This is a genomic window from Arthrobacter sp. T2-23, assembly GCF_055398325.1.
The window spans coordinates 3029819-3049085 of the sequence record NZ_AP027917.1 but is presented as its reverse complement, the minus strand read 5'-3'; the positions used below and the strand labels follow the sequence as shown (position 1 = coordinate 3049085).

Sequence of the window (19267 nt, the reverse complement as noted above, 5' to 3'; positions counted from 1 at the left end):
CCATGACTGACACCGTCTGGGCGCCGGACGGCAGCAATCTGGTGGTACACGCGGACAACGCGGAGTACCTCCCGACGCTGCCGGACGGCGCCTTCACACTCATTTATGTGGATCCGCCCTTCAACACCGGCCGGGTCCAGAAGCGCCAGGAAACCAAGATGGTGCTCAACGCCGGCGGCGAGGGAGACCGCGTCGGCTTCAAGGGCCGGTCCTACGACACGATCAAGGGCGCGCTGCACAAGTACGACGACGCGTTCAGCGACTACTGGTCCTTTTTGGAGCCTCGGCTCGTCGAAGCCTGGCGGCTGCTCGCCGACGACGGCACCCTGTACCTGCACCTCGACTACCGCGAGGTGCACTACGCCAAGGTCATGCTGGATGCGATTTTCGGCCGCGAGTGCTTCCTCAACGAAATCATCTGGGCCTACGACTACGGCGCCCGCGCCAAGTTCCGCTGGCCCACCAAGCACGACAACATCCTCGTGTACGTGAAGAACCCGGCCAAATACCACTTCGACAGCGCCGAGGTGGACCGCGAACCGTACATGGCGCCCGGTCTGGTCACCCCGGCCAAACGCGAACTCGGCAAGCTGCCCACCGACGTCTGGTGGCACACGATTGTCTCGCCCACCGGCAAGGAAAAGACCGGGTACCCGACGCAGAAGCCCGAGGGCCTGATCCGCCGGGTGGTCGCCGCCTCCAGCCGTCCCGGCGACTGGTGCCTGGACTTCTTCGCCGGCTCCGGCACGCTCGGCGCCGTCGCCGCGAAGCTCGACCGGAAGTTCGTGTGCGTGGACCAGAACCAGGCCGCTGTCGACGTGATGGCCACCCGGCTCGGCCCGCACGCCGCGTTCACCCGGCCCGGCACGGCACCCAACTAGCTCGCACTAGCTTTCGTTAGGGCGACCCAAAACGACAACACCTGCCGGCCAGTTGGGCGGCGCCGTCAGGTCCAGCTCTTGACGAACGCGTGCACGGCGTCGGCGATCATCTGCACCGCGATCGCGGAGAGCAACAGGCCCGCGATCCGGGTGACCAGTTCAACGCCGTTCTCGCCCAGGGCGCGCTGCACGACGCCGGCGAAGCGCATCGCCAGGTACAGGGACGCAAGCGTCACAGCGATCCCCAGCCCAACGGCAAGGTACTGCGCCATGCTGCCAGAGCGCTGCACAAAGACCATCACCGCCACGATCGCGCCCGGGCCGGCCATCAGCGGCGTGCCCAGCGGCACAAACGCGACGTTCTTGTACTTCGCCGCGTTCTCCTCGCCGCTGGTGGACCCGGTGAGCAGCTGCAGCGCGATCAGCACCAGGAGCAGACCGCCGGCACCTTGCAGCGCAGCGAGCGAAATGTGCATGTAGTTGAGGATGGACTGCCCGAAAATCGCGAAGGTCACGATCACCCCGGTTGCCACGAGCAGGGCCTGCAATGCCGACATGTTCCGGTCCCTGGCGTCCATCTGCGCTGTCAGGGACATGAAGATCGGCACCGTCCCGGGCGGATCCATGATCACGAACAGCGTGACGATCACGGAGGCCAGCAGCTGAAGGTCAATCCACTCCATCAACGCACCACGGACGATCCGGTGCCGAGCTCCTCGATCCGGGCCAGCACCTCCGGCGCGGTCAGGTTCTCGCCCAGCAGGTTCGGCTTCCCGGCCCCGTGGTAGTCGGAGGACCCGGTCACGAGCAGGCCGTGCCGTTGCGCGAGGCGGCGCAGGTAGACCCGGCCCTCCTCCGGGTTGTCCCGGTGGTCAATCTCCAGGCCGGCCAGGCCGGCGTCGATCATCTCCCGGTAGGTGCGGTCCCCCACGATCCGTCCCCGGGAGGACGCGACGGGGTGCGCGAAGACCGGCACGCCGCCGGCCTCGCGCACGAGTTCGACGGCGTAGGCAGGGTCCGGGGCGTAATGCTGCACCCAGTAGCGGGAGCGTGAGGTCAGGATCGTTTCGAAGGCCTCGCTTCGGTCCGCCACGACGCCGGCTGCGACCAGGGCGTCGGCGATGTGCGGACGGCCCAGGGTGGCACCCGGGGCAACGTGGTGGATGACGTCGTCCCAGTTCAGCGGATAGTCCTCGGAGAGCAGGCTGACCATCCGTTCGGCCCGGGTGAAGCGTGCATCCTTTGCTTTGGTGATCTCCTCCAGCAGCCCGGGGTGGGCCGGGTCGTGCAGGTAGCAGAGCAGGTGGACGCTGATGCCCTCGTGGGTCCGGCAGGAAATTTCCATACCGGGGACCAGGGCCACGGCGAGCTCCCGGGCGGCGGCGGCGGCCTCGGTCCAGCCATCGGTGGAATCGTGGTCGGTCAGGGCGACGACGTCCAGCCCGGCCTGCGCCGCGGACGCGATCACCTCCGCGGGCGCTTGGGTGCCGTCGGAAACATTCGAGTGGGCATGCAGGTCGATCCTCACCTCCCCAGCCTAGTAGATTCACCGGGGCGCCTTGTTGGCCTCTGCCGCGCCGCTGGTGAGACTATGGGACGGTGAACGATGCAGATAACACCCAAGTCTCCGCTTCCCAGCCCCTCGACGAGCGCGTCAACAACCGCTCCCAGCGGCCCAGCTCCGACGCCTTCAAGGCGTTCATGGCCAGCAACTGGGCCCCGTCCCGGCAGCAGCTGCCCGAACTGGACGCCGTCGCAGGCCACGCCGCCAACCGCCGCCGGGCCATCTCCGAGCTGTTCAAAGGTGAACGCCTGGTCATCCCCGCCGGCCCGCTAAAGGTCCGCTCCAACGACTGCGACTACCGCTTCCGTCCGCACTCGGGCTTCGCGCACCTGACCGGGCTGGGCCTGGACCACGAGCCCGACGCCGTGCTGGTCCTGGAACCCACTGACGAGGGCAAGGGCGACGACGGCGGCCACCACCGCGCTACCCTGTACTTCCGTCCGCTGGCCGGTCGCGACACCGAACAGTTCTACGCCGACTCCCGCTCGGGTGAGTTCTGGATCGGCGCCAGGCCGACCCTCGCCGAGTTCAAGGCCCAGCTGGGCCTGGAAACCGCGGATCTGGCCGAACTCGAACTCGCCATCACCAAGGACATCGGCGCCCCGGAAATCGGCGGCATCTCCATCCGGCTGGTGCGCAAGGTGGACGAGAACATCGACGCGCTCGTGGACACCGCGCGCTACAACACCGCCAAGGATCCGGAGAATCTGGACCTGGGCGTCCTGGACGCTTTCGACGAGAAGCTCAGCGAGGCGCTCTCCGAGCTGCGCCTGATCAAGGACGAGTGGGAAGTCGAGCAGATGAAGGCCGCCGTGGCCGCCACGGTGCAGGGCTTCACCGAGGTGGTCAAGGCCCTGCCGCGGGCCCTCACCCACCGCCGCGGGGAGCGTGTGGTCGAGGGCGCGTTCTTCGCCCGCGCCCGCGAAGAAGGCAACGAGCTCGGCTACGACACCATTGCCGCCGCCGGCAACAACGCCACCGTGCTGCACTGGACCAGGAACACCGGCAAGGTCAACGCCGGCGAGCTGCTGCTGCTGGACGCCGGCGTTGAGGCGGACTCCCTCTACACCGCCGATATCACCCGCACGCTGCCGGCCAACGGCACCTTCTCCGAGATCCAGCGCAAGGTCTACGAGGCAGTGCTCGACGCCGCGGACGCCGGCTTTGCCGCCGCGCAGCCCGGAACCAAGTTCCGCGATATCCACACCGCGGCCACCACCGTGCTGGCCGAGCGCCTTGCCGAGTGGGGACTGCTGCCGGTCTCGGTCGAAGAAGCCATCAGCACCGAGGGCCAGCAGCACCGCCGCTGGATGCCGCACGGCACCAGCCACCACCTTGGCCTGGACGTACACGACTGCGCCCAGGCCAAGCGCGAACTGTACCTGGACGGCGTCCTGACCCCGGGCATGGTCTTCACGATCGAACCCGGGCTCTACTTCAAGGAGGAGGACCTCGGCATTCCGGCGGAATACCGGGGCATCGGTGTCCGGATCGAGGACGACATCCTGATGACGGCCGAAGGTCCGGTCAACCTGAGCGCCGCGCTGCCGCGCAAAGCCGACGACGTCGAGTCCTGGATGGCCGGCATCTACCAGGAAATTGACGCCCAGCAACCGTAACGGGCCTGGCAGGAACGCAAAAGGGAGGGCCGCAGGCCCTCCCTTTTGACTGCCCGACACAGGTGCCGGACTCATGTGCCGGCGCGGCTTAGTGCTGCTCGCCGCCCTGGCGCGGTTCTCCCTGAGTTCCCTGCTGTGCCGGTCCCTGCTGTCCCGTACCGCGCTGGGCGTCCGTCACGCGGACGCCGTACTGCGGGCGGCCGTCGGGAAGGTCCGGGTAACTGACGCCGGAGGGGCGGGCCGGTTCCTGCTCCACCGGCTCGCCGGCGCCGGTCTGCTGCGGGGCGGCGTCGGCCGACCGCTGGCCATAAGGGTCGCTCCAGCCCGCGGGACGCTGCGGCATGGGCGCCTGTCCCGGCTGCCCGGGCTGCTGCGGACGCTGCTGGTGAGGCTGGTGCTGCTGGTAGGGCTGGTGCTGGTGGTCGAACTGCTGGTAGCCCGGGACGGAGGCATCATGCTGGGTCATCGGCAGCTGGTGCAGCAGGCGGCGGGCCTCATGGGCGGCCTCGAAGGCCACCACGACGTCGTAGTTGGTCGCCACGACCTGGCTGGTCGACGTGAAGTCGCGCTTGCCGCGCTGCATCGCGTACGTAACGATGCCGAAGAGCATAAAGAAAGCCGCGCCCATCAGTACGGAGGTGACGATCGAGAAGTAGCCTTCGGACGTCGAGAAGAAGGACAGCATGACCCCGACGAAGAGGCCGAACCACATGCCACTCAGCGCGCCGGAGAGTGCCACGCGGGGATAGGTGAGCCGGCCGGTGACCCGCTCCACCATCTTCAGGTCGTTGCCGACGATGGAGACGAGCTGCACGGGAAACTGCTGGTCCGCCAGGTAGTCCACCGCCTTCTGGGCGTCCAGATAGGAGTTGTAGGAACCGACGGTGTCTCCCTTGGGGACAGCGCGTGACTCGTCCGCCCCACCGGGGGCGCCGGCCTTTGGACCACCAAAAATGTTTGACATACGCCCATTCTCACCCATCCGGCTGGGCGGCGCCTGCAAATTCAGCTAAAAGAGAGCGGACTCGGTAGCCTGTAGGTGTGAGCACAACTCTTTCGCGGGTATTTGTCGCGCGCCTCCTTGGACTGGACGTCTTCGACCCTCTGGGCGACCGTCTCGGCAGGCTGCGCGATGTCGTGGTGCTCTCCCGCGGCAACCGCGGCGCCCCGCACGTGGTGGGCATCGTCGTCGAGGTCCCCGGCAAGAAGCGCGTCTTCGTGCCGATGACCCGGATCACCTCGATTGACCAGACCCAGATCATCTGCACCGGGCTGGTGAACCTCCGCCGCTTCGAACAGCGCGGCGCGGAAACCCTGGTGGTCGCCGAGATGTTCGACCGCCGGGTGACCCTGGCGGACGGCAGCGGGGACGCCACCATCGAGGACATCGCCATGGACCGGCACCGCTCCGGCGACTGGTTCGTCAGCAAGCTCTTCGTGCGCCGCGGCCACTCCCTCTCGCCGCTGAGCCGGCTGCGCCGCAACGAAACCATGATCATCGACTGGGCCGACGCCCAGCAGGGTGCCCGCACGGAACCCCAGGCCGCCACCCAGTTCGTCGCCACCCACGAGGACCTCAAGCCCGCCGACTTCGCCGAGGCCCTCCAGGAGATGAGCGACAAGCGCCGTTTCGAGGTCGCCAGCGAACTCCAGGATGAACGCCTCGCCGACGTGCTGCAGGAAATGCCCGAGGGCGACCAGGTGGAAATTCTCTCCGCGCTCGACGTCGAGCGCGCCGCGGACGTGCTGGAGGAGATGGATCCCGACGACGCCGCCGACCTCCTCGCCGAACTCCCCAGCGCCCAGGCCGAGGAACTGCTGCAGCTGATGGAACCCGAAGGCGCCGAGGACGTGCGCCGCCTGCTCGAATACGACGAGGACACCGCCGGCGGCCTGATGACGCCCGTTCCGGTCATCCTGCCCCCCGAAGCGACCGTCGCCGAGGCCCTCGCCCACGTCCGGCGGGAGGAGCTCTCCCCCGCGCTGGCCTCCTCGATCTTCATCGCGCGCCCGCCGCTGGAGACTCCCACCGGGCGCTTCCTCGGCGTCGTGCACATTCAGCAGCTGCTGCGCTTTCCGCCGCCCGAACCGCTGGGCAACTTGGTGGATAAGAACCTCGAGCCGGTCTCGGACCAGGCCCACATCAGCGAGGTGGCCCGCACCCTGGCCACCTACAACCTCAACTCGCTCCCCGTGGTCAACGAGGACGGCCGGCTCGTCGGGGCGGTGACTGTTGATGACGTGCTTGATCATCTGTTGCCCGATGACTGGCGCGCCCACGAGGATGACGCCCCGATAAGGAAACTTGGAGGCCGCATTGGCTGATAGCAACACCCCACGGAACTCCAACGTCCGCCCCGGGGCAAGGACCACCGGCGGCCTCGACACGCCCCTGAGCGGCCGGGCGCGGATCCTGCCCAAATTCTCACCCAACCCGGACGCTTTCGGCCACGCCACGGAGGGCTTCGCCCGGTTTATGGGCACTCCGACGTTCCTGGTCTACATGACGGTGTTCTGCGTTTTCTGGCTGGTCTGGAACACCTTTGCGCCGGAACAGTGGCAGTTCGACTCGCAGGCGCTCGGCTACACCTTGCTGACCCTGATGCTCTCCCTTCAGGCCTCCTACGCCGCGCCCCTGCTGCTGCTGGCGCAAAACCGCCAGGACGACCGGGACCGTGTCTCGCTGGAACAGGACCGCCAGCGCGCCGAACGCAACCTCTCGGACACCGAGTACCTGACCCGGGAGCTCGCGTCGCTGCGCATTGCCCTCCGCGAGGTCGCCACCCGCGACTACGTCCGGGCCGAGCTGCGCAGCCTGCTGGAGGACATGCTGGAGGCGCAGGAGGAACTGCGCACCCACGACCCTTCCGCCGGAGCCCACGAGTCCCCCCGCGACAAGGTCAAGGAAAAGCTCAAGGAACGCCGCGACAAACAGCGCAACCCGCGCACCCAGCAGATCCCGCGCGTCCGGACCGAGGGCAGGCCCGACGGCCCGCGAACCTCTGGCCCCCGCACCTCCCCCGAAAGCTGAGCCAAGCCCGCATGAACACCCCGCAGGGACCTGCCGAGGCGTCCCGCCTGGAACAGGCCGTGCACGCGGCGCTGCGCACCGTGATCGACCCCGAACTCCGGCGTCCCATCACGGAACTTGGCATGGTGGATTCGGTGGACGTCTCCGACGGCGGCCGGGTCCGGATCACCGTGCTCCTGACCATCGCCGGCTGCCCGCTCCGCGGCACCATCACCGCAGACTGCGAAGCGGCGCTGTCCGCCGTGCCGGGGGTCAGCGCCGTCGACGTCGAATTGAAGGTCATGAGCCAGGACCAGCGCGATGCCCTCAAGGAGCAGCTGCGGGGCACCGGCGGGAAGCGCGGCATCCCGTTCAACGCTCCGGGTTCCTTGACTAAGGTGTACGCCGTGGCGAGCGGCAAAGGCGGCGTGGGCAAATCCTCCGTCACCGTGAACCTGGCCTGCGCGCTGGCCGCCCAGGGGCTGCGGGTGGGAATCGTCGACGCCGACGTGTATGGCTTCTCCGTCCCCGCCCTGATGGGCATCAGTCAGACGCCCACCCGCGTGGATGACATGATCCTGCCGCCGGTGGCCTCTGGGGTCAAAGTCATCTCGATCGGCATGTTCGTCACGGGCAACCAGCCGGTGGCCTGGCGCGGGCCGATGCTGCACCGCGCGCTCGAGCAGTTCCTCACGGACGTCTACTTCGGCGACCTGGACGCGCTGTTCCTGGATCTGCCGCCCGGCACCGGGGATATCGCCATCTCCGTGGCCCAGCTGCTGCCGGCGGCGCAGATTTTGGTCGTCACCACCCCGCAGGCCGCCGCCGCCGACGTCGCCGAGCGGGCCGGGGCGATCGCCGTCCAGACCGGCCAGTCCGTGGCCGGCGTCGTGGAGAACATGTCCTACCTGGAAATGCCCGACGGCGCCCGGATGGAACTCTTCGGCAGTGGCGGCGGCGCCGTGCTCGCCGAGCGTCTCTCCGCCACGGTGGGCACCGAAGTGCCGCTGCTCGGCCAGATCCCGCTCGACATCCTGCTGCGCGAAGGCGGGGACACCGGCGTTCCGCTGGTGCTTGGCCGTCCCGAAACGCCGGCGGCGAGGGCTTTGGCGGGGATTGCCGGGCAGCTGGCGTCCAGCCCGCGGGGACTGAACGGCCTGTCGCTGGGTCTCCAGCCCCGCTGAGCCGGGCCCGCCCCGGACGTCGGGCTAGGTGGCCTCGGAGTCGTACGGGGCGGCTTCGCCCTCCGGCAGCCGCTCGATGACGCGGGCCGGCGGTCGCTCCTCCGCGGTGGCCACGGCGGCCGGCGCCCCGGCGCTGACGGGTTTGCTGTCGTCATCAAGGAGGGCTTCCTTGATGATCCGCCGGGGGTCGTACTGCCGGGGATCGTATTTCTTCCAGTCCACATCGTCGATGTCGATGCCGACTTCCTCTTTGATCTGCTCGCGGGCGCCGGAGGCCATCCGCCGTACTTCCTTGACGATATTGGCGAGCTTCTGGGCGTATTCGGGCAACCTGCTGGGACCGATCACCAGAAGGCCGACGATCAGCAGAATTAGGAACTCCGGTCCGTTGATTCCAAACACTCTAGGAAGATTACCCTCTCACTCAGGCGTGCGACGATTCGGCTGGACCCCTCCGGGGCCCCGGGCGGGAAAGGACCTCAGCGGACGAGCAGTTCCACAATCCGTTCCATGCCACGCTCCAGCCGGGCCTCGATCCCCTCACCGCTGTCGGCCTCGGGCGCGTCGCCAGGACGGGACTGCACGAGGGCGCCCACGCCGACGTCGGCCTGCTCTTCGGGCAGCTGGGACACATAGGTGAAAGTGGCCGCTGGCGTCCGGTAGATGGCCCGGAAGGGTGCCTGGCGGTTCACCCACAGCGTGCCCTCGGCCGGCACGGGATTCTCCGGAGCGGCCGCTTCGCCCCGATGGACGGCCACAAAGCCGTCTTCGGTGGCCGGGTGCCCGGTGAGCACGTTGACAGGAGGCGCGCTGGGGAGCTGCCCGGACCGGGCGCCCGGGACGTCAGGGAGCGCTTTAGGATGCTGTTCCAGGACGGTGGCAAAGTGCGAGCCGTCGGTCAGGCGGAGCTCCAGCACCTCCGAGCCGTCGGCGACGCCGCCGCGCGCCCAGAGGAGGTGGTAGCCCAGTTCCCGCAGTTCGGGGCAGGTCCAGCCGCGGCCGCGCAGCGCGGCGAGCTGGCCCGTGTTCAGCGCACCGGCGGGCGCGACGTCGGGACCGCTGCTGAGTTTCCATGCAGCCCCTGAGACGCTCTCGGAGGAGTCAGCCGGCCCGGGCAGCCGGCCGGGAAGGGCCGCGGCAAAGGCACCGTCGGCAGTCGGCGGCGTGTCGCTGCCAACGAGGTAGGCGGCGCCGCCCATCAGGGCCGCGGTGGCAGCGGCTCCGCCCGCAATCTGCACTGCCAGGCGCCAGGGCCGCGCCCGGCGAGCCTGCGGTCCCCGCGGCGAACGCTGCGGCCCGGGTACTGCGCCGGGCCCAGTGACGGGCCCAACGGCGGCCGCCGGGGCGGCGTCTGCGGGCGCGGAATGCGTTTGCCCTGCGTCCGCAGACCCGGCGGCCAGCTCCCCCTTGCGGGCGAGCAGCCGGGCGGTGAGGTCGTCGCTGGCGGCGGGCACAGCGGCGCCGCGCAACCTCTCAAGGTATTGGCGTTCCCGCTGCTGCCGGACCCGGCACTCCGCGCAGCGCACCAGGTGCCTCCGGCGCCGGTCCTGGGCCTTGCGGGAGAGCGGCGGCGTTCCAAGCCGGGGACGCCTCGGCGTGCGGCCGAAGTACCTGCACGCAAGGCCACCCAGTAAGTGTTTCAGCTGACCCATTGCCCGGTTCAGAGGAGGCCGGCGATGCGCGGCATCTTGAGCCGCGGCTTCAGGGACTGCTTGGCGGCCGGCTGCGGCCTCGGGTCGCGGTGGGCAAGCTTCTCGCGGAGCATCGTGCGGCCGCGGTGGATCCGGGACCGGACGGTGCCGAGCTTGACATCCAGCGCCACGGCAACCTCGTCGTAGGACAGGCCTTCAAGGTCGCAGAGCACCACGGCGGCGCGGAAATCCGGCGGCAGCTCCTCGAGCGCGGCCTGCACGTCCAGGTCGAGGTTGTTGAACTCAAAGCTCTGTTCCGGGCCGGGTTCGCGGCCGGGGATCCGCGACTCGGCGTCCTCGGCAAGCGCATCGAAGCGGATCCGGCTCTTCCGGCGCGCCTGGTCGAGGAAGAGGTTGGTGGTGATCCGGTGCAGCCAGCCGTCGAGGGTTCCCGGCTTGAAATTCTCCAGGGAGCGGAAAACGCGTACGAACACCTCCTGGGTGAGGTCCTCGGCGTCGAACTTGTTACCGGTAAGCCGGTATGCCAGGCGGTAGACCTTGGCGGAGTGGTTGGTCACCACCTCTTCCCACGTCGGCCTGACCCACTCGGCCTCGGCCGTCGGCTGGGACTCATCAGTTACAGGGACACCTGCCAGAACCGACATTGTCCACTCCCCTCGCGGATGGTGCTTACGCCTGGACGGATCTTGCGGATGCAAGGCCCTACATCGTTGATTCGGCGCCGGTCACCTCGCGGATGAGCGGATACCCATCATTTCAAAATATGCTGGGAATTTCCTGACCCGGAGGTTTCTTCCGCCAACGGCGGAACACCGCCCCGGAACGCCGCCCGGGAACGCATTGACGGGGACTCAGTGATGGACACAGTACGCTGTATGAAACACTCCCCTCCTGCCCGGAAAGCGATACCCATGAGCGCCGATAAGTCCACGAGCTGGTCCTACGCAGAAGATCTGCCTGCCGAGGATGAGGTTCTGTTGCACGCGCGCGAACGGTCTTTCGAACTGGGCGTCACCCCGATCGGACCGGGCGTCGGAGCCGTCCTGACCGTGCTCGCGGCCGCCTCCAAGGCGCAGACCGCCGTGGAAATCGGCACCGGCGCCGGCGTCTCGGGCGTGTGCATCCTCCGGGGCCTCGGCCCGCAGGCCGTCCTGACTACCATTGACGTCGATGTCGAGCACCTTCGTGCCGCGCGCGAGTCCTTCCAGGAGGCCGGCAGCCCGGCCAACCGCACCCGCACCATCTCCGGCCGGGCGGGGGACGTACTGCCGCGCCTTACCGACGGCGCCTACGACCTCGTCTTCATCGACGCGGACAAGCCCAACTACCCCGGCTACGTGGACCAGGCCATCCGGCTGCTCAAGTCCGGCGGCCTGCTGATCGTCAACGACGCCCTGGACAAGGACCGGGTCTCCAACCCGGCCGCCCGGGAGGCGACCACCGTGGTGCTGCGCCAGATTGGAAAGTCCATCCGCGACGACGACCGGCTCGCCTCCGCGATGCTACCCACCGGCGACGGACTGCTGGTCGCGGTCAAGAAATAGTTCCCGCCCCTGTGGTGCAAAAGCGGAAGGGGCCCGCCGCCAACCGGCAGCGGGCCCCTTCGGCACGATAGTGAAGCTATTCGGTAACGCCGACCAGGCATTCCTTGAGGTTGGTCGCTTCGGCAGCGTTGAGTTCGACCACAAGCCGCCCCCCGCCTTCGAGCGGAACACGCATGATCAGGCTGCGGCCCTCTTTGGTCACTTCCATAGGGCCGTCGCCGGTGCGTGGTTTCATAGCCGCCATGAGGAATATCCCCCTTAGTAGTCCCGTGACTTGCCAGCCCGGCCGGGCTGCGTCCGCTTGGTCAAACAAGCCGCCTGGCGGCCGTGATGGCAGCCGCCGTGGCTCAACACTCAGTTTTCCTTGCTTAGGGCCATTATCCCGTAATTACGCGCTTGTAGCTAATCGATGGACTTTCCCGGACCCTTGGTAATGCCGCGGCTCGGGTCCGGAAAGGTGTCCGGCGTCACGGGGGGTAGTCGCCGCCGCCGGGCAGTTGCGCCCATGCCCAGAGCCACACGATCCACACCAGCTGCAGCAGTAAAAACATGACAACAACCGTCCCGCGGTAGGCGCGGGAGCGGGAAACGAGGGCCGCGCCGAGGGCCAGCGGGAACAGCGGCAGCAGCATCCGGAACGTGCTGGTTTGCGGGTGCAGGAAGACCAGCAGGTACCCCACGTAACAAACACACCACAGCCGCAACTCCGTTCCCAGCGCCACCACGGGACGGGACATCATCAGCAGGGCAAAGGCGGCCACGAAAACGAACGGCGCCAGCAGCCCCAGGACGGGTCCGAAGAGCTGGATGCCGGTGTCGAACCAGGGCTTGAACGGCACCAGGTCGTGGCCCCGCCACACGGTCTCGGTCTTGGTGTAGGCCTGTATGTCGCCCGTGACGGCCCAGGCGATGGCCGGCCACATCAACGCGCCAATGCTGCTGACGGCGGCCAGCCCGGCCAGGGACCACAGCTCGCCGGTGCTGTGCTGCCGGGTACCGGGGGCCGCTTCGGCGGCCAGCCCGGGTCGGGGTTCCCCGGCGGTCCGCGGGCGCAGGCCGAAGCGGGCCTCCAGGTGCGGGTACGCGCGGTACAGGAAGAGCAGGCCAACCATGGCGGCAAAGGGCACCCCGGTGGGCCGCGACAGGCACATCAGCAACGCCACCGGCATGGCCCACAGGTAATGCCTTCGCACCACCAGCAGCAGCGCCGCGGCGAGCAGCAGGAGGTTCAGCGACTCGGCGTACGGCACCTGCAGGACCGGTGCGACGGGGAAGGTGGAGACGAACACCGCGCCCCAGAGTGCCGTGCGGTGGGTGGCCCTGAGCCGGAACAGCCGGTAGATGACGAGGACTGCCGCCACCCCGGAGAGCATGGCGAGCATGGTCAGCGAGGCGGCCGGGGCGATCCCGGTCAGCCCGGAGAGCATCCTGCCCAGCAGCGGGAAGAGCGGGTAGAACGCCCAGGCGTTCTCCTGCACGTTGCCGGTCCCGTCGGTCGGCAGCACGGCCGGGTACCCGTGGGTCAGCGCCTCGCCGTACCAGCGCGCGTCCCAGATGTTGATGAAGTTCCAGTAGTCGGGCTTCGGGGGAAACCACGGGTTCACGCCCTGCTGGAGGGCTGCGGCCATGAAGATGCAGGCACTGACCAGGCGGGCGGCGAGGTAGAGGCCGCCGGCCTGGAGCCACCATGGCCAGCGGGCACTGCGCGCGCCGGCCGCCGCGATCCGGTGCCACACGGCAACGTTCAGGCCGTCCTGTGCGGTTTCGTTCACGGGGCCGGATCCGGCTCCGGGCCCTCCAGCCGCGGACGTCCGGGTTCTGGACGATCGAGTTCCGTGCGAAGGCTGGCGATTTCGCGGTCCTTCCGGGCGATCTGGTCCCGCAGCTCGTCGAGGACCTGGTCCACCTGGTCCATCCGGTAGCCGCGCACGCCAACGGCGAAACGGATGCGGTCGACGTCGGCGGGTTCCGCGTCGTCGGGCAGCAGCACGGCCGGGAGCGAGGCCACCGGTTCGTCGAACCCGTCTTCGAAGGGTTGCCCTCCGGCACGGCGCCGGAAGAGCCGCGGCGCCAGGTCGGTGCCGACGAGGATGGCGACGGCGACCAGCACGATCGCCACGAAGACCAGGAAGAAACTCACAGCTCCATCGTGCCAGACGCGGCCGGGCGGAACGCTCAGGCCCGCGGGCTGTTGCCGTTCCCCATGCCGTTGGTCCCGGCGCCGTTAGTCCCGGCGCCGGGGTTGTTTCCGGTGGGGTTGCGGTGCCGGGAGGCACCTTCGACGATGAGTTCCACCGCGAGCGCCGGGTCATCGACCACTTGCACGAGGTCCAGGTCCTCCTCGGCCATCATGCCCTCGGCCACCAGGGTGGTCTGGAGCCATTCCAGCATCGGGCTCCAGAAGGCGGTGCCGATCAGGACGATCGGGAAGGAGGTCACCTTGCGGGTCTGCACCAGGACCATGGCTTCGAAGAGCTCATCGAGGGTGCCGAGGCCGCCGGGCAGCACGATGAACCCCTGCGCATACTTCACGAACATGGTCTTGCGGGCGAAGAAGTAGCGGAAGTTGATGCCCAGGTCCACCCACTGGTTCATGCCCTGCTCGAACGGCAGCTCGATCCCGAGCCCCACCGAGACCCCGTTGCCCTGGACCGCCCCCTTGTTCGCCGCTTCCATGGACCCGGGGCCGCCGCCGGTAATCACGGCCAGGCCGGCGTCGGCCAGTTTGCGGCCGACGTCGACGGCCAGTTCGTAGTTGAGGCTGCCCGGCACGGTCCGGGCGGAACCGAACACGCTGACCGCCGGCCCGAGGTCGGCGAGGGCGCCGAAGCCTTCCACGAATTCGCTCTGGATCCTCAGCACACGCCACGGGTCGGTGTGCACGAACTGGCCCGGGCCCTTGGTGTCCAGCAGCGTCTGGTCCGACATCGTGACCTTCGCCGCCTTGCGGCGCAGCTCCAGGGGCCCCTTATGCCGGATGCCGTTGGCCGGCGGGACCTCACGCCGGCGGCCGGAACCGGCGTTCCCTGCGGTCTGGTCTGGGGTGGGCTGCGGCTCGGTACTCATGCCCATAGGCTAGCGCGGATCGGCGCCCCCAGCGTTCCGGCGCGTCATGGCCGTCGGAGCGTACGGTAGGACCCTGACCTGCGGATATCTCTTGGGTCACGATGTGGACCAACTGTGAGTGATTGCGGTCATATGCGGCTAATGTTCGCTAGATTCTTCTTATGACTACTCAAGTGCCCGGCGATGCCCTCGTCTCCCTGAATGCCGTCAACAAGCATTACGGCCAGTTGCACGTCCTCAAGGACATCAACCTGAACGTCCGCAAGGGCGAGGTTGTTGTTGTCATCGGGCCCTCGGGCTCCGGCAAGTCAACGCTCTGCCGCGCCATCAACCGTCTGGAAACCATCGACGACGGCGTTATCACCATCGACGGCAACGAACTGCCCGCAGAAGGCAAGGAACTGGCCAAACTGCGCGCCGACGTCGGGATGGTGTTCCAGTCCTTCAACCTGTTCGCGCACAAGACGATCCTGGAAAACGTCACCCTTGGACCGATCAAGGTCAAGGGCGTGTCGAAGGCCGAGGCGGACAAAGACGCCATGGCGTTGCTGGAGCGTGTCGGCGTCGGGCACCAGGCGCCGAAGCTGCCGGCCCAGCTCTCCGGTGGACAGCAGCAGCGCGTGGCGATCGCCCGCGCCCTGGCCATGAAGCCGAAGGTGATGCTCTTCGACGAGCCCACCTCCGCGCTGGACCCGGAAATGATCAACGAGGTCCTCGACGTCATGATCCAGTTGGCCAAGGAAGGCATGACCATGATCGTGGTCACCCACGAAATGGGCTTCGCCCGCAAGGCAGCGGACCGCGTGGTCTTTATGGCCGACGGCCAGATCGTCGAGGACGCGACGCCCGAAGAGTTCTTCACCAACCCCAAGAGCAGCCGCGCCAAGGACTTCCTGTCCAAGCTGCTGACGCACTGACCTTTCCGCTGCGCCACACCACCACTGAACCTCCGCAGAGTTCGCACCCAGGCCGCCGTGAGGCGGCCGACCAATGAAAGGAATGTCATGATGGCATTTTTGACCCGAAGGAAATCCCTTCTGGTTGCCGCATCCGCAGCTCTGGCCCTGAGCCTGAGCGCCTGCGGCGGCAGCTCCTCCACTACCAATCCGCCCGTAGCCGAGAAGCCGAGCTTCGCCGCCGACAGCACCATGGCAAAGCTTTCTTCCGCCGGCAAGATCACCATCGGCACCAAGTTTGACCAGCCGCTGTTCGGCCAGAAGGGCCTCGACGGCAAGCCGGTCGGCTTCGACGTCGAGATCGGCAAGCTGATCGCCGCCAAGCTGGGCATCTCCGCCGACAAGATCGAATGGGTCGAGACGGTTTCGGCCAACCGCGAGCAGTTCATCAAGCAGGGCAAGGTCGACATCATCGTCGCCACCTACACGATCAACGACAAACGCAAGACCGAAGTCGACTTCGCCGGCCCGTACTACGAGGCAGGCCAGGCCCTGATGGTGAACAAGGACAACAACTCCATCAAGAAGCCCGAAGACGTCAAGGGCAAGAACGTCTGCTCCGTGACGGGTTCCACCCCTGCCTCCACGATTGTGGAGAAGTACGGAGCAGTCCTGGTCCCGGCCGCGACCTACTCCGCCTGCCTTGAGCCGCTGCGCAACAAGCAGGTCGAAGCGATCACCACCGACAACGTCATCCTGGCCGGCTTCGTCAACAAGGAGCCGGATGCCTTCAAGCTCGCCTCCGACGAGACCTTCACCAAGGAGCCTTACGGCATCGGCCTGAAGAAGGACGACAAGGTCTTCCGCAACTGGATCAACGACCAGCTGGAAGCCTTCGACAAGGACGGCTCGTACAAGAAGGCCTGGGAAGCAACTGCAGGCGCCGTCATCAAGACGGCCCCGAAGCTCCCCGCCATCAACCGCTACTAAGCAAGGCGTGGCGGTCGCCGGAGTTCGCGACGTGCGGTCCGGCGGCCGCCACTGCCCTGTTAACGCTTGAACCCCCTCAACGCAGCTGAAGGAACCTATGGACGTCATCATTGAAAGCCTGCCCCAGTACTGGGACGGCTTTCTCAGAACCCTTTTCCTGGCAGTGGTCTCGGGAATCTTCGCCCTCATTTTCGGCACCCTGCTCGCGGCGGCCCGCGTCTCCCCCATCGCCGCGCTGCGCGGCTTCAGCATGGCCTACGTGGAAGTGGTCCGGAACACCCCGCTGACCATCGCGTTCTTCTTCGCCGCCGTCGTGCTGCCCCGCCTGGGCGTTACGTTCCAGCAGTTCGAAGTCGCAGCCATCATCGCCCTGAGCGCCTACACCTCGGCCTTCATCGCCGAGGCCGTGCGCTCCGGCGTCAACAGCGTCCCGGTCGGCCAGGCCGAGGCCGCCCGCAGCATCGGCATGAAGTTCAGCCAGGTGCTCTCCCTGATTATCCTTCCGCAGGCCGTGCGCACGGTGATCCCGCCGTTGATCAATATCCTGATCGCCCTGGTGAAGAATTCCTCCGTCGCCGGCGCGTTCTACGTACTGGAACTCTTCGGCTACGGCAAGCAGCTGGCCAACGACCACGGCGACGCCGTCATGTGGGTCCTGGTCGGCGTCGCGTTCTTCTACCTGCTGATAACCGTCCCGCTTGGCTACCTTGCCAACGTGGTTGAACGAAAGGTGGCGATCGCACGATGAGCTCCGTTCTCTACGACGTCCCGGGTCCCAAGGCCCGCCGCGTTTCCCTCATTGGCTCGGTCATCGGTGTGGTCGTGATTGGCGTCCTCTTGGTGCTGGCCGTGATGACCCTGGCCCAGCAGGGCATTTTCGAAGGACGGCGGTGGGCTATCTTCGGCCAGGCCGACGTCTGGACCCTGATCGCCAACGGCATCGGCGCCACCCTCAGTGCCGCCGCGGTCTCGGCCGTCATCGCCTTTCCCCTCGGCCTGCTGCTGTGCCTGATGCGGATCTCCGATGTGGCCTGGATCCGCATCCCCACCCGCATTGTGCTCGAGTTCCTCCGCGGCATGCCCGTGGTTCTGATGATGCTGTTCGTCCTGCTCGTTTTCGCCACCAGTTCCTTCATCGCCGTGGTGGCCGGCCTGGTCCTGTACAACTCGGCCATCTTCGCCGAAATCATCCGGGCCGGCATTCAGTCGCTGCCCAAGGGACAGCGTGAGGCCGGGCTTGCCATCGGCCTCACGAGCTTCCAGTCGCGGCTGACCATCGAACTGCCGCAGGCCGTCCGCCGCATGCTCCCCTCGCTCGTGGCGCAGCTCGTGGTGCTCCTGAAGGACACCTCGCTCGGTTACATCGTCGCCTACGGCGAGCTGCTCCGCGCGGTCCAGGTGATGGCCGACTTCCTTGGTCCGCAGTTCCTGTTCCCGGTGTTTTTCGTGGCCGCGGCCATCTACATTGCGATCAACCTGACCGTTTCCCGCATCGCGATCATGATCGAGAAGCGCGGTTCCAAGAAGGCCGCCGGCGGCATGGCCCACGTCCCGGTCGCGGGCACCGCCCCGGCCAAGTAGGCCGGCCGGGCGAAGCCCCAATGGATGAAGGTCCGGAACCCGTCGGGTTCCGGACCTTCACTGTTTAACCGGCCGTCAGGTGCCCTGGTCTCCTGGCTACACGCCTAGCCAGCTCCGCAGCGCCCGCAGGCACTCCCGGATCGCCTCGGCGTCGACGTGTTCGTCGTCCTTGTGCGCCAGCAGCGCATCGCCCGGGCCAAAGTTCACGGCGGGCACCCCCAGTTCGCTGAAGCGCGCAACGTCGGTCCAGCCGTACTTGGGCTTCGGCTCGGCCCCGACGGCGGCGACGAAGGAGGCGGCTGCGGGGTGGTTCAGTCCGGGCCGCGCTCCGGCGGCGCCGTCGGTGCGGACCAGCTCGAAGCCGGCCAGCAGTTCGCGCACGTGTTCCTCAGCCTGCGCCATGGACTTGTCCGGGGCGAACCGGTAGTTGATTTCAACCACGCAACGGTCCGGAATGACGTTTCCGGCGGTGCCGCCGTGGATCTTTACCGCGTTAAGGCTCTCGCGGTAGTCCAGGCCGTCGACGGTGACGGTCTGCGGCTCGTAGCCGGCCAGCCGGGCCAGGATCGGGGCCGCGGCGTGGATGGCGTTGCTGCCCATCCAGGCGCGCGCCGAGTGGGCAGCCTCGCCGAGGGTGGTCGCCTCGAACCGGATGGTGCCGTTGCAGCCGCCCTCGACCGTACCGTCGGTCGGTTCCAGCAGGATCGCGAAGTCGCCTTCCAGCAGGGCCCCGTGGTTCCGGACCAGCCGGCCGAGGCCACTCTTGACCCCCTCGACTTCCTCGTGGTCGTAGAAGACAAAGGTGACGTCCTTGTCCGGCTCCGCGCCGCCGTCGAACAAGCCGGCGGCCAGCGCGAGCTGCACCGCGACGCCGCTCTTCATGTCGGTGGCACCGCGGCCGTACAGGATGCCCTCCCCCGGCGCCCCGGAGGGCCAGTAGGACGGGACGGTGCCGAGCGCGCCCTCGGTGGTCGGCAGCGGGACGGTGTCGAGGTGCCCGGCGAGGATGACCCGCTCGGGCCGGCCGAGGCGGGTGCGGGCGATCATCGCGTCGCCGTCGCGGACCAGCTCCAGCTGGGGGATGGCGCGGAGGGCGTGCTCAACGGCGTCGGCCAGCCGGCCTTCCTCCCCCGAGACACTGAAGATGTCGATGATGTCCGCGGTCAGCAGGGCAACGTCCCGGCGCAGGTCCAGGCGGGCGGGGGCAAGAAGTTCAGTCACGGTTCCACTGTATCTGCCCCCGTTCCCCCAACTGGCTCGCAGTAGTTGTCGTTCGGAGG

21 protein-coding genes are annotated in these 19267 nt (G+C 67.7%); 10 read left to right on the top strand and 11 right to left on the bottom strand.

What is annotated here, in order from left to right; translation table 11 throughout:
* The first annotated feature begins 2 nt into the window (after positions 1–2).
* On the top strand, positions 3–881 hold the full coding sequence (locus ACZ5Z0_RS14280) for a DNA-methyltransferase (RefSeq protein WP_464108990.1): 879 nt from the start codon (positions 3–5) through the stop codon (positions 879–881).
* A 65-nt stretch (positions 882–946) separates the two neighbouring features.
* Here ACZ5Z0_RS14280 and ACZ5Z0_RS14275 read toward each other — a convergent pair whose 3' ends face one another.
* Positions 947–1555 (bottom strand): MarC family protein, encoded by a 609-nt coding sequence (locus ACZ5Z0_RS14275; protein WP_464110792.1) that lies wholly within the window; start codon positions 1553–1555, stop codon positions 947–949.
* A gap of 8 nt (positions 1556–1563) precedes the next feature.
* A complete protein-coding gene (locus tag ACZ5Z0_RS14270; RefSeq protein WP_464108989.1) occupies positions 1564–2409 on the bottom strand; it encodes a PHP domain-containing protein in 846 nt (281 codons plus the stop codon).
* 71 nt (positions 2410–2480) lie between these two features.
* On the opposite strand from ACZ5Z0_RS14270, the gene ACZ5Z0_RS14265 reads away from it, so the two are divergent.
* Positions 2481–4064 carry an aminopeptidase P family protein gene (locus tag ACZ5Z0_RS14265; RefSeq protein WP_464108988.1) on the top strand — a complete coding sequence of 528 codons (1584 nt, stop codon included), beginning with the start codon at positions 2481–2483 and terminating at the stop codon, positions 4062–4064.
* An 88-nt stretch (positions 4065–4152) separates the two neighbouring features.
* On the opposite strand, the gene ACZ5Z0_RS14260 is transcribed toward ACZ5Z0_RS14265, so the two are convergent.
* Complete coding sequence (locus ACZ5Z0_RS14260; RefSeq protein WP_464108987.1) at positions 4153–5028, bottom strand: YflT domain-containing protein; 876 nt, start codon at positions 5026–5028, stop codon at positions 4153–4155.
* 77 nt (positions 5029–5105) lie between these two features.
* On the opposite strand from ACZ5Z0_RS14260, the gene ACZ5Z0_RS14255 reads away from it, so the two are divergent.
* From ACZ5Z0_RS14255 to ACZ5Z0_RS14245, 3 genes are read left to right on the top strand one after another with little or no spacing between them, the layout of a single operon-like run.
* Positions 5106–6389: a magnesium transporter MgtE N-terminal domain-containing protein gene (locus ACZ5Z0_RS14255; protein WP_464108986.1), complete on the top strand. Its 1284-nt coding sequence runs from the start codon at positions 5106–5108 to the stop codon at positions 6387–6389.
* A complete protein-coding gene (locus tag ACZ5Z0_RS14250; RefSeq protein ID WP_464108985.1) occupies positions 6370–7095 on the top strand; it encodes a DUF1003 domain-containing protein in 726 nt (241 codons plus the stop codon). The genes ACZ5Z0_RS14255 and ACZ5Z0_RS14250 overlap by 20 nt, the downstream gene beginning before the upstream one ends.
* An 11-nt stretch (positions 7096–7106) precedes the next feature.
* The gene (locus ACZ5Z0_RS14245) at positions 7107–8258 is read left to right on the top strand and encodes an Mrp/NBP35 family ATP-binding protein (protein WP_464108984.1); all 1152 of its coding nucleotides are present in this window, start codon (positions 7107–7109) and stop codon (positions 8256–8258) included.
* Between the two features lie 24 nt (positions 8259–8282).
* Here the strand turns inward: ACZ5Z0_RS14245 and ACZ5Z0_RS14240 are convergent, their stop codons facing one another.
* The 3 genes from ACZ5Z0_RS14240 to sigE all read right to left on the bottom strand — a co-directional run bounded on the left by ACZ5Z0_RS14240 (position 8283) and on the right by sigE (position 10554).
* On the bottom strand, positions 8283–8660 hold the full coding sequence (locus ACZ5Z0_RS14240) for a twin-arginine translocase TatA/TatE family subunit (RefSeq protein WP_464108983.1): 378 nt from the start codon (positions 8658–8660) through the stop codon (positions 8283–8285).
* 77 nt (positions 8661–8737) lie between these two features.
* Positions 8738–9727 carry a hypothetical protein gene (locus tag ACZ5Z0_RS14235; RefSeq protein ID WP_464108982.1) on the bottom strand — a complete coding sequence of 330 codons (990 nt, stop codon included), beginning with the start codon at positions 9725–9727 and terminating at the stop codon, positions 8738–8740.
* Between the two features lie 191 nt (positions 9728–9918).
* Complete coding sequence (gene sigE, locus ACZ5Z0_RS14230) at positions 9919–10554, bottom strand: RNA polymerase sigma factor SigE (protein WP_138768735.1); 636 nt, start codon at positions 10552–10554, stop codon at positions 9919–9921.
* A 267-nt stretch (positions 10555–10821) separates the two neighbouring features.
* On the opposite strand from sigE, the gene ACZ5Z0_RS14225 reads away from it, so the two are divergent.
* Positions 10822–11454: an O-methyltransferase gene (locus ACZ5Z0_RS14225; protein WP_464108981.1), complete on the top strand. Its 633-nt coding sequence runs from the start codon at positions 10822–10824 to the stop codon at positions 11452–11454.
* A 76-nt stretch (positions 11455–11530) separates the two neighbouring features.
* Here ACZ5Z0_RS14225 and ACZ5Z0_RS14220 read toward each other — a convergent pair whose 3' ends face one another.
* From ACZ5Z0_RS14220 to ACZ5Z0_RS14205, 4 genes are all read right to left on the bottom strand, one after another.
* Positions 11531–11698 (bottom strand): DUF3117 domain-containing protein, encoded by a 168-nt coding sequence (locus ACZ5Z0_RS14220; RefSeq protein ID WP_079550332.1) that lies wholly within the window; start codon positions 11696–11698, stop codon positions 11531–11533.
* Between the two features lie 223 nt (positions 11699–11921).
* Positions 11922–13202, bottom strand: coding sequence for a hypothetical protein (locus ACZ5Z0_RS14215; protein ID WP_464110791.1), 1281 nt, complete (start codon positions 13200–13202; stop codon positions 11922–11924).
* A gap of 20 nt (positions 13203–13222) precedes the next feature.
* Positions 13223–13594, bottom strand: a complete 372-nt coding sequence (locus tag ACZ5Z0_RS14210) for a DivIVA domain-containing protein (RefSeq protein WP_464108980.1) — start codon at positions 13592–13594, stop codon at positions 13223–13225.
* Between the two features lie 35 nt (positions 13595–13629).
* Positions 13630–14526 carry an LOG family protein gene (locus ACZ5Z0_RS14205; protein ID WP_464108979.1) on the bottom strand — a complete coding sequence of 299 codons (897 nt, stop codon included), beginning with the start codon at positions 14524–14526 and terminating at the stop codon, positions 13630–13632.
* 155 nt (positions 14527–14681) lie between these two features.
* Between ACZ5Z0_RS14205 and ACZ5Z0_RS14200 the strand changes: the two genes are divergently transcribed.
* The 4 genes from ACZ5Z0_RS14200 to ACZ5Z0_RS14185 all read left to right on the top strand — a co-directional run bounded on the left by ACZ5Z0_RS14200 (position 14682) and on the right by ACZ5Z0_RS14185 (position 17987).
* Complete coding sequence (locus tag ACZ5Z0_RS14200) at positions 14682–15437, top strand: amino acid ABC transporter ATP-binding protein (protein WP_138768731.1); 756 nt, start codon at positions 14682–14684, stop codon at positions 15435–15437.
* A gap of 87 nt (positions 15438–15524) precedes the next feature.
* Positions 15525–16406 carry a glutamate ABC transporter substrate-binding protein gene (locus tag ACZ5Z0_RS14195; protein WP_138768730.1) on the top strand — a complete coding sequence of 294 codons (882 nt, stop codon included), beginning with the start codon at positions 15525–15527 and terminating at the stop codon, positions 16404–16406.
* Between the two features lie 97 nt (positions 16407–16503).
* Entirely contained in the window at positions 16504–17154 is a 651-nt protein-coding gene (locus ACZ5Z0_RS14190) for an amino acid ABC transporter permease (protein ID WP_146337008.1), read from the top strand.
* The gene (locus ACZ5Z0_RS14185; RefSeq protein WP_464108978.1) at positions 17151–17987 is read left to right on the top strand and encodes an amino acid ABC transporter permease; all 837 of its coding nucleotides are present in this window, start codon (positions 17151–17153) and stop codon (positions 17985–17987) included. The genes ACZ5Z0_RS14190 and ACZ5Z0_RS14185 overlap by 4 nt, the downstream gene beginning before the upstream one ends.
* 96 nt (positions 17988–18083) lie before the next feature.
* Here the strand turns inward: ACZ5Z0_RS14185 and dapE are convergent, their stop codons facing one another.
* Positions 18084–19208: a succinyl-diaminopimelate desuccinylase gene (gene dapE, locus ACZ5Z0_RS14180; protein ID WP_464108977.1), complete on the bottom strand. Its 1125-nt coding sequence runs from the start codon at positions 19206–19208 to the stop codon at positions 18084–18086.
* Between the last annotated feature and the right edge of the window lie 59 nt (positions 19209–19267).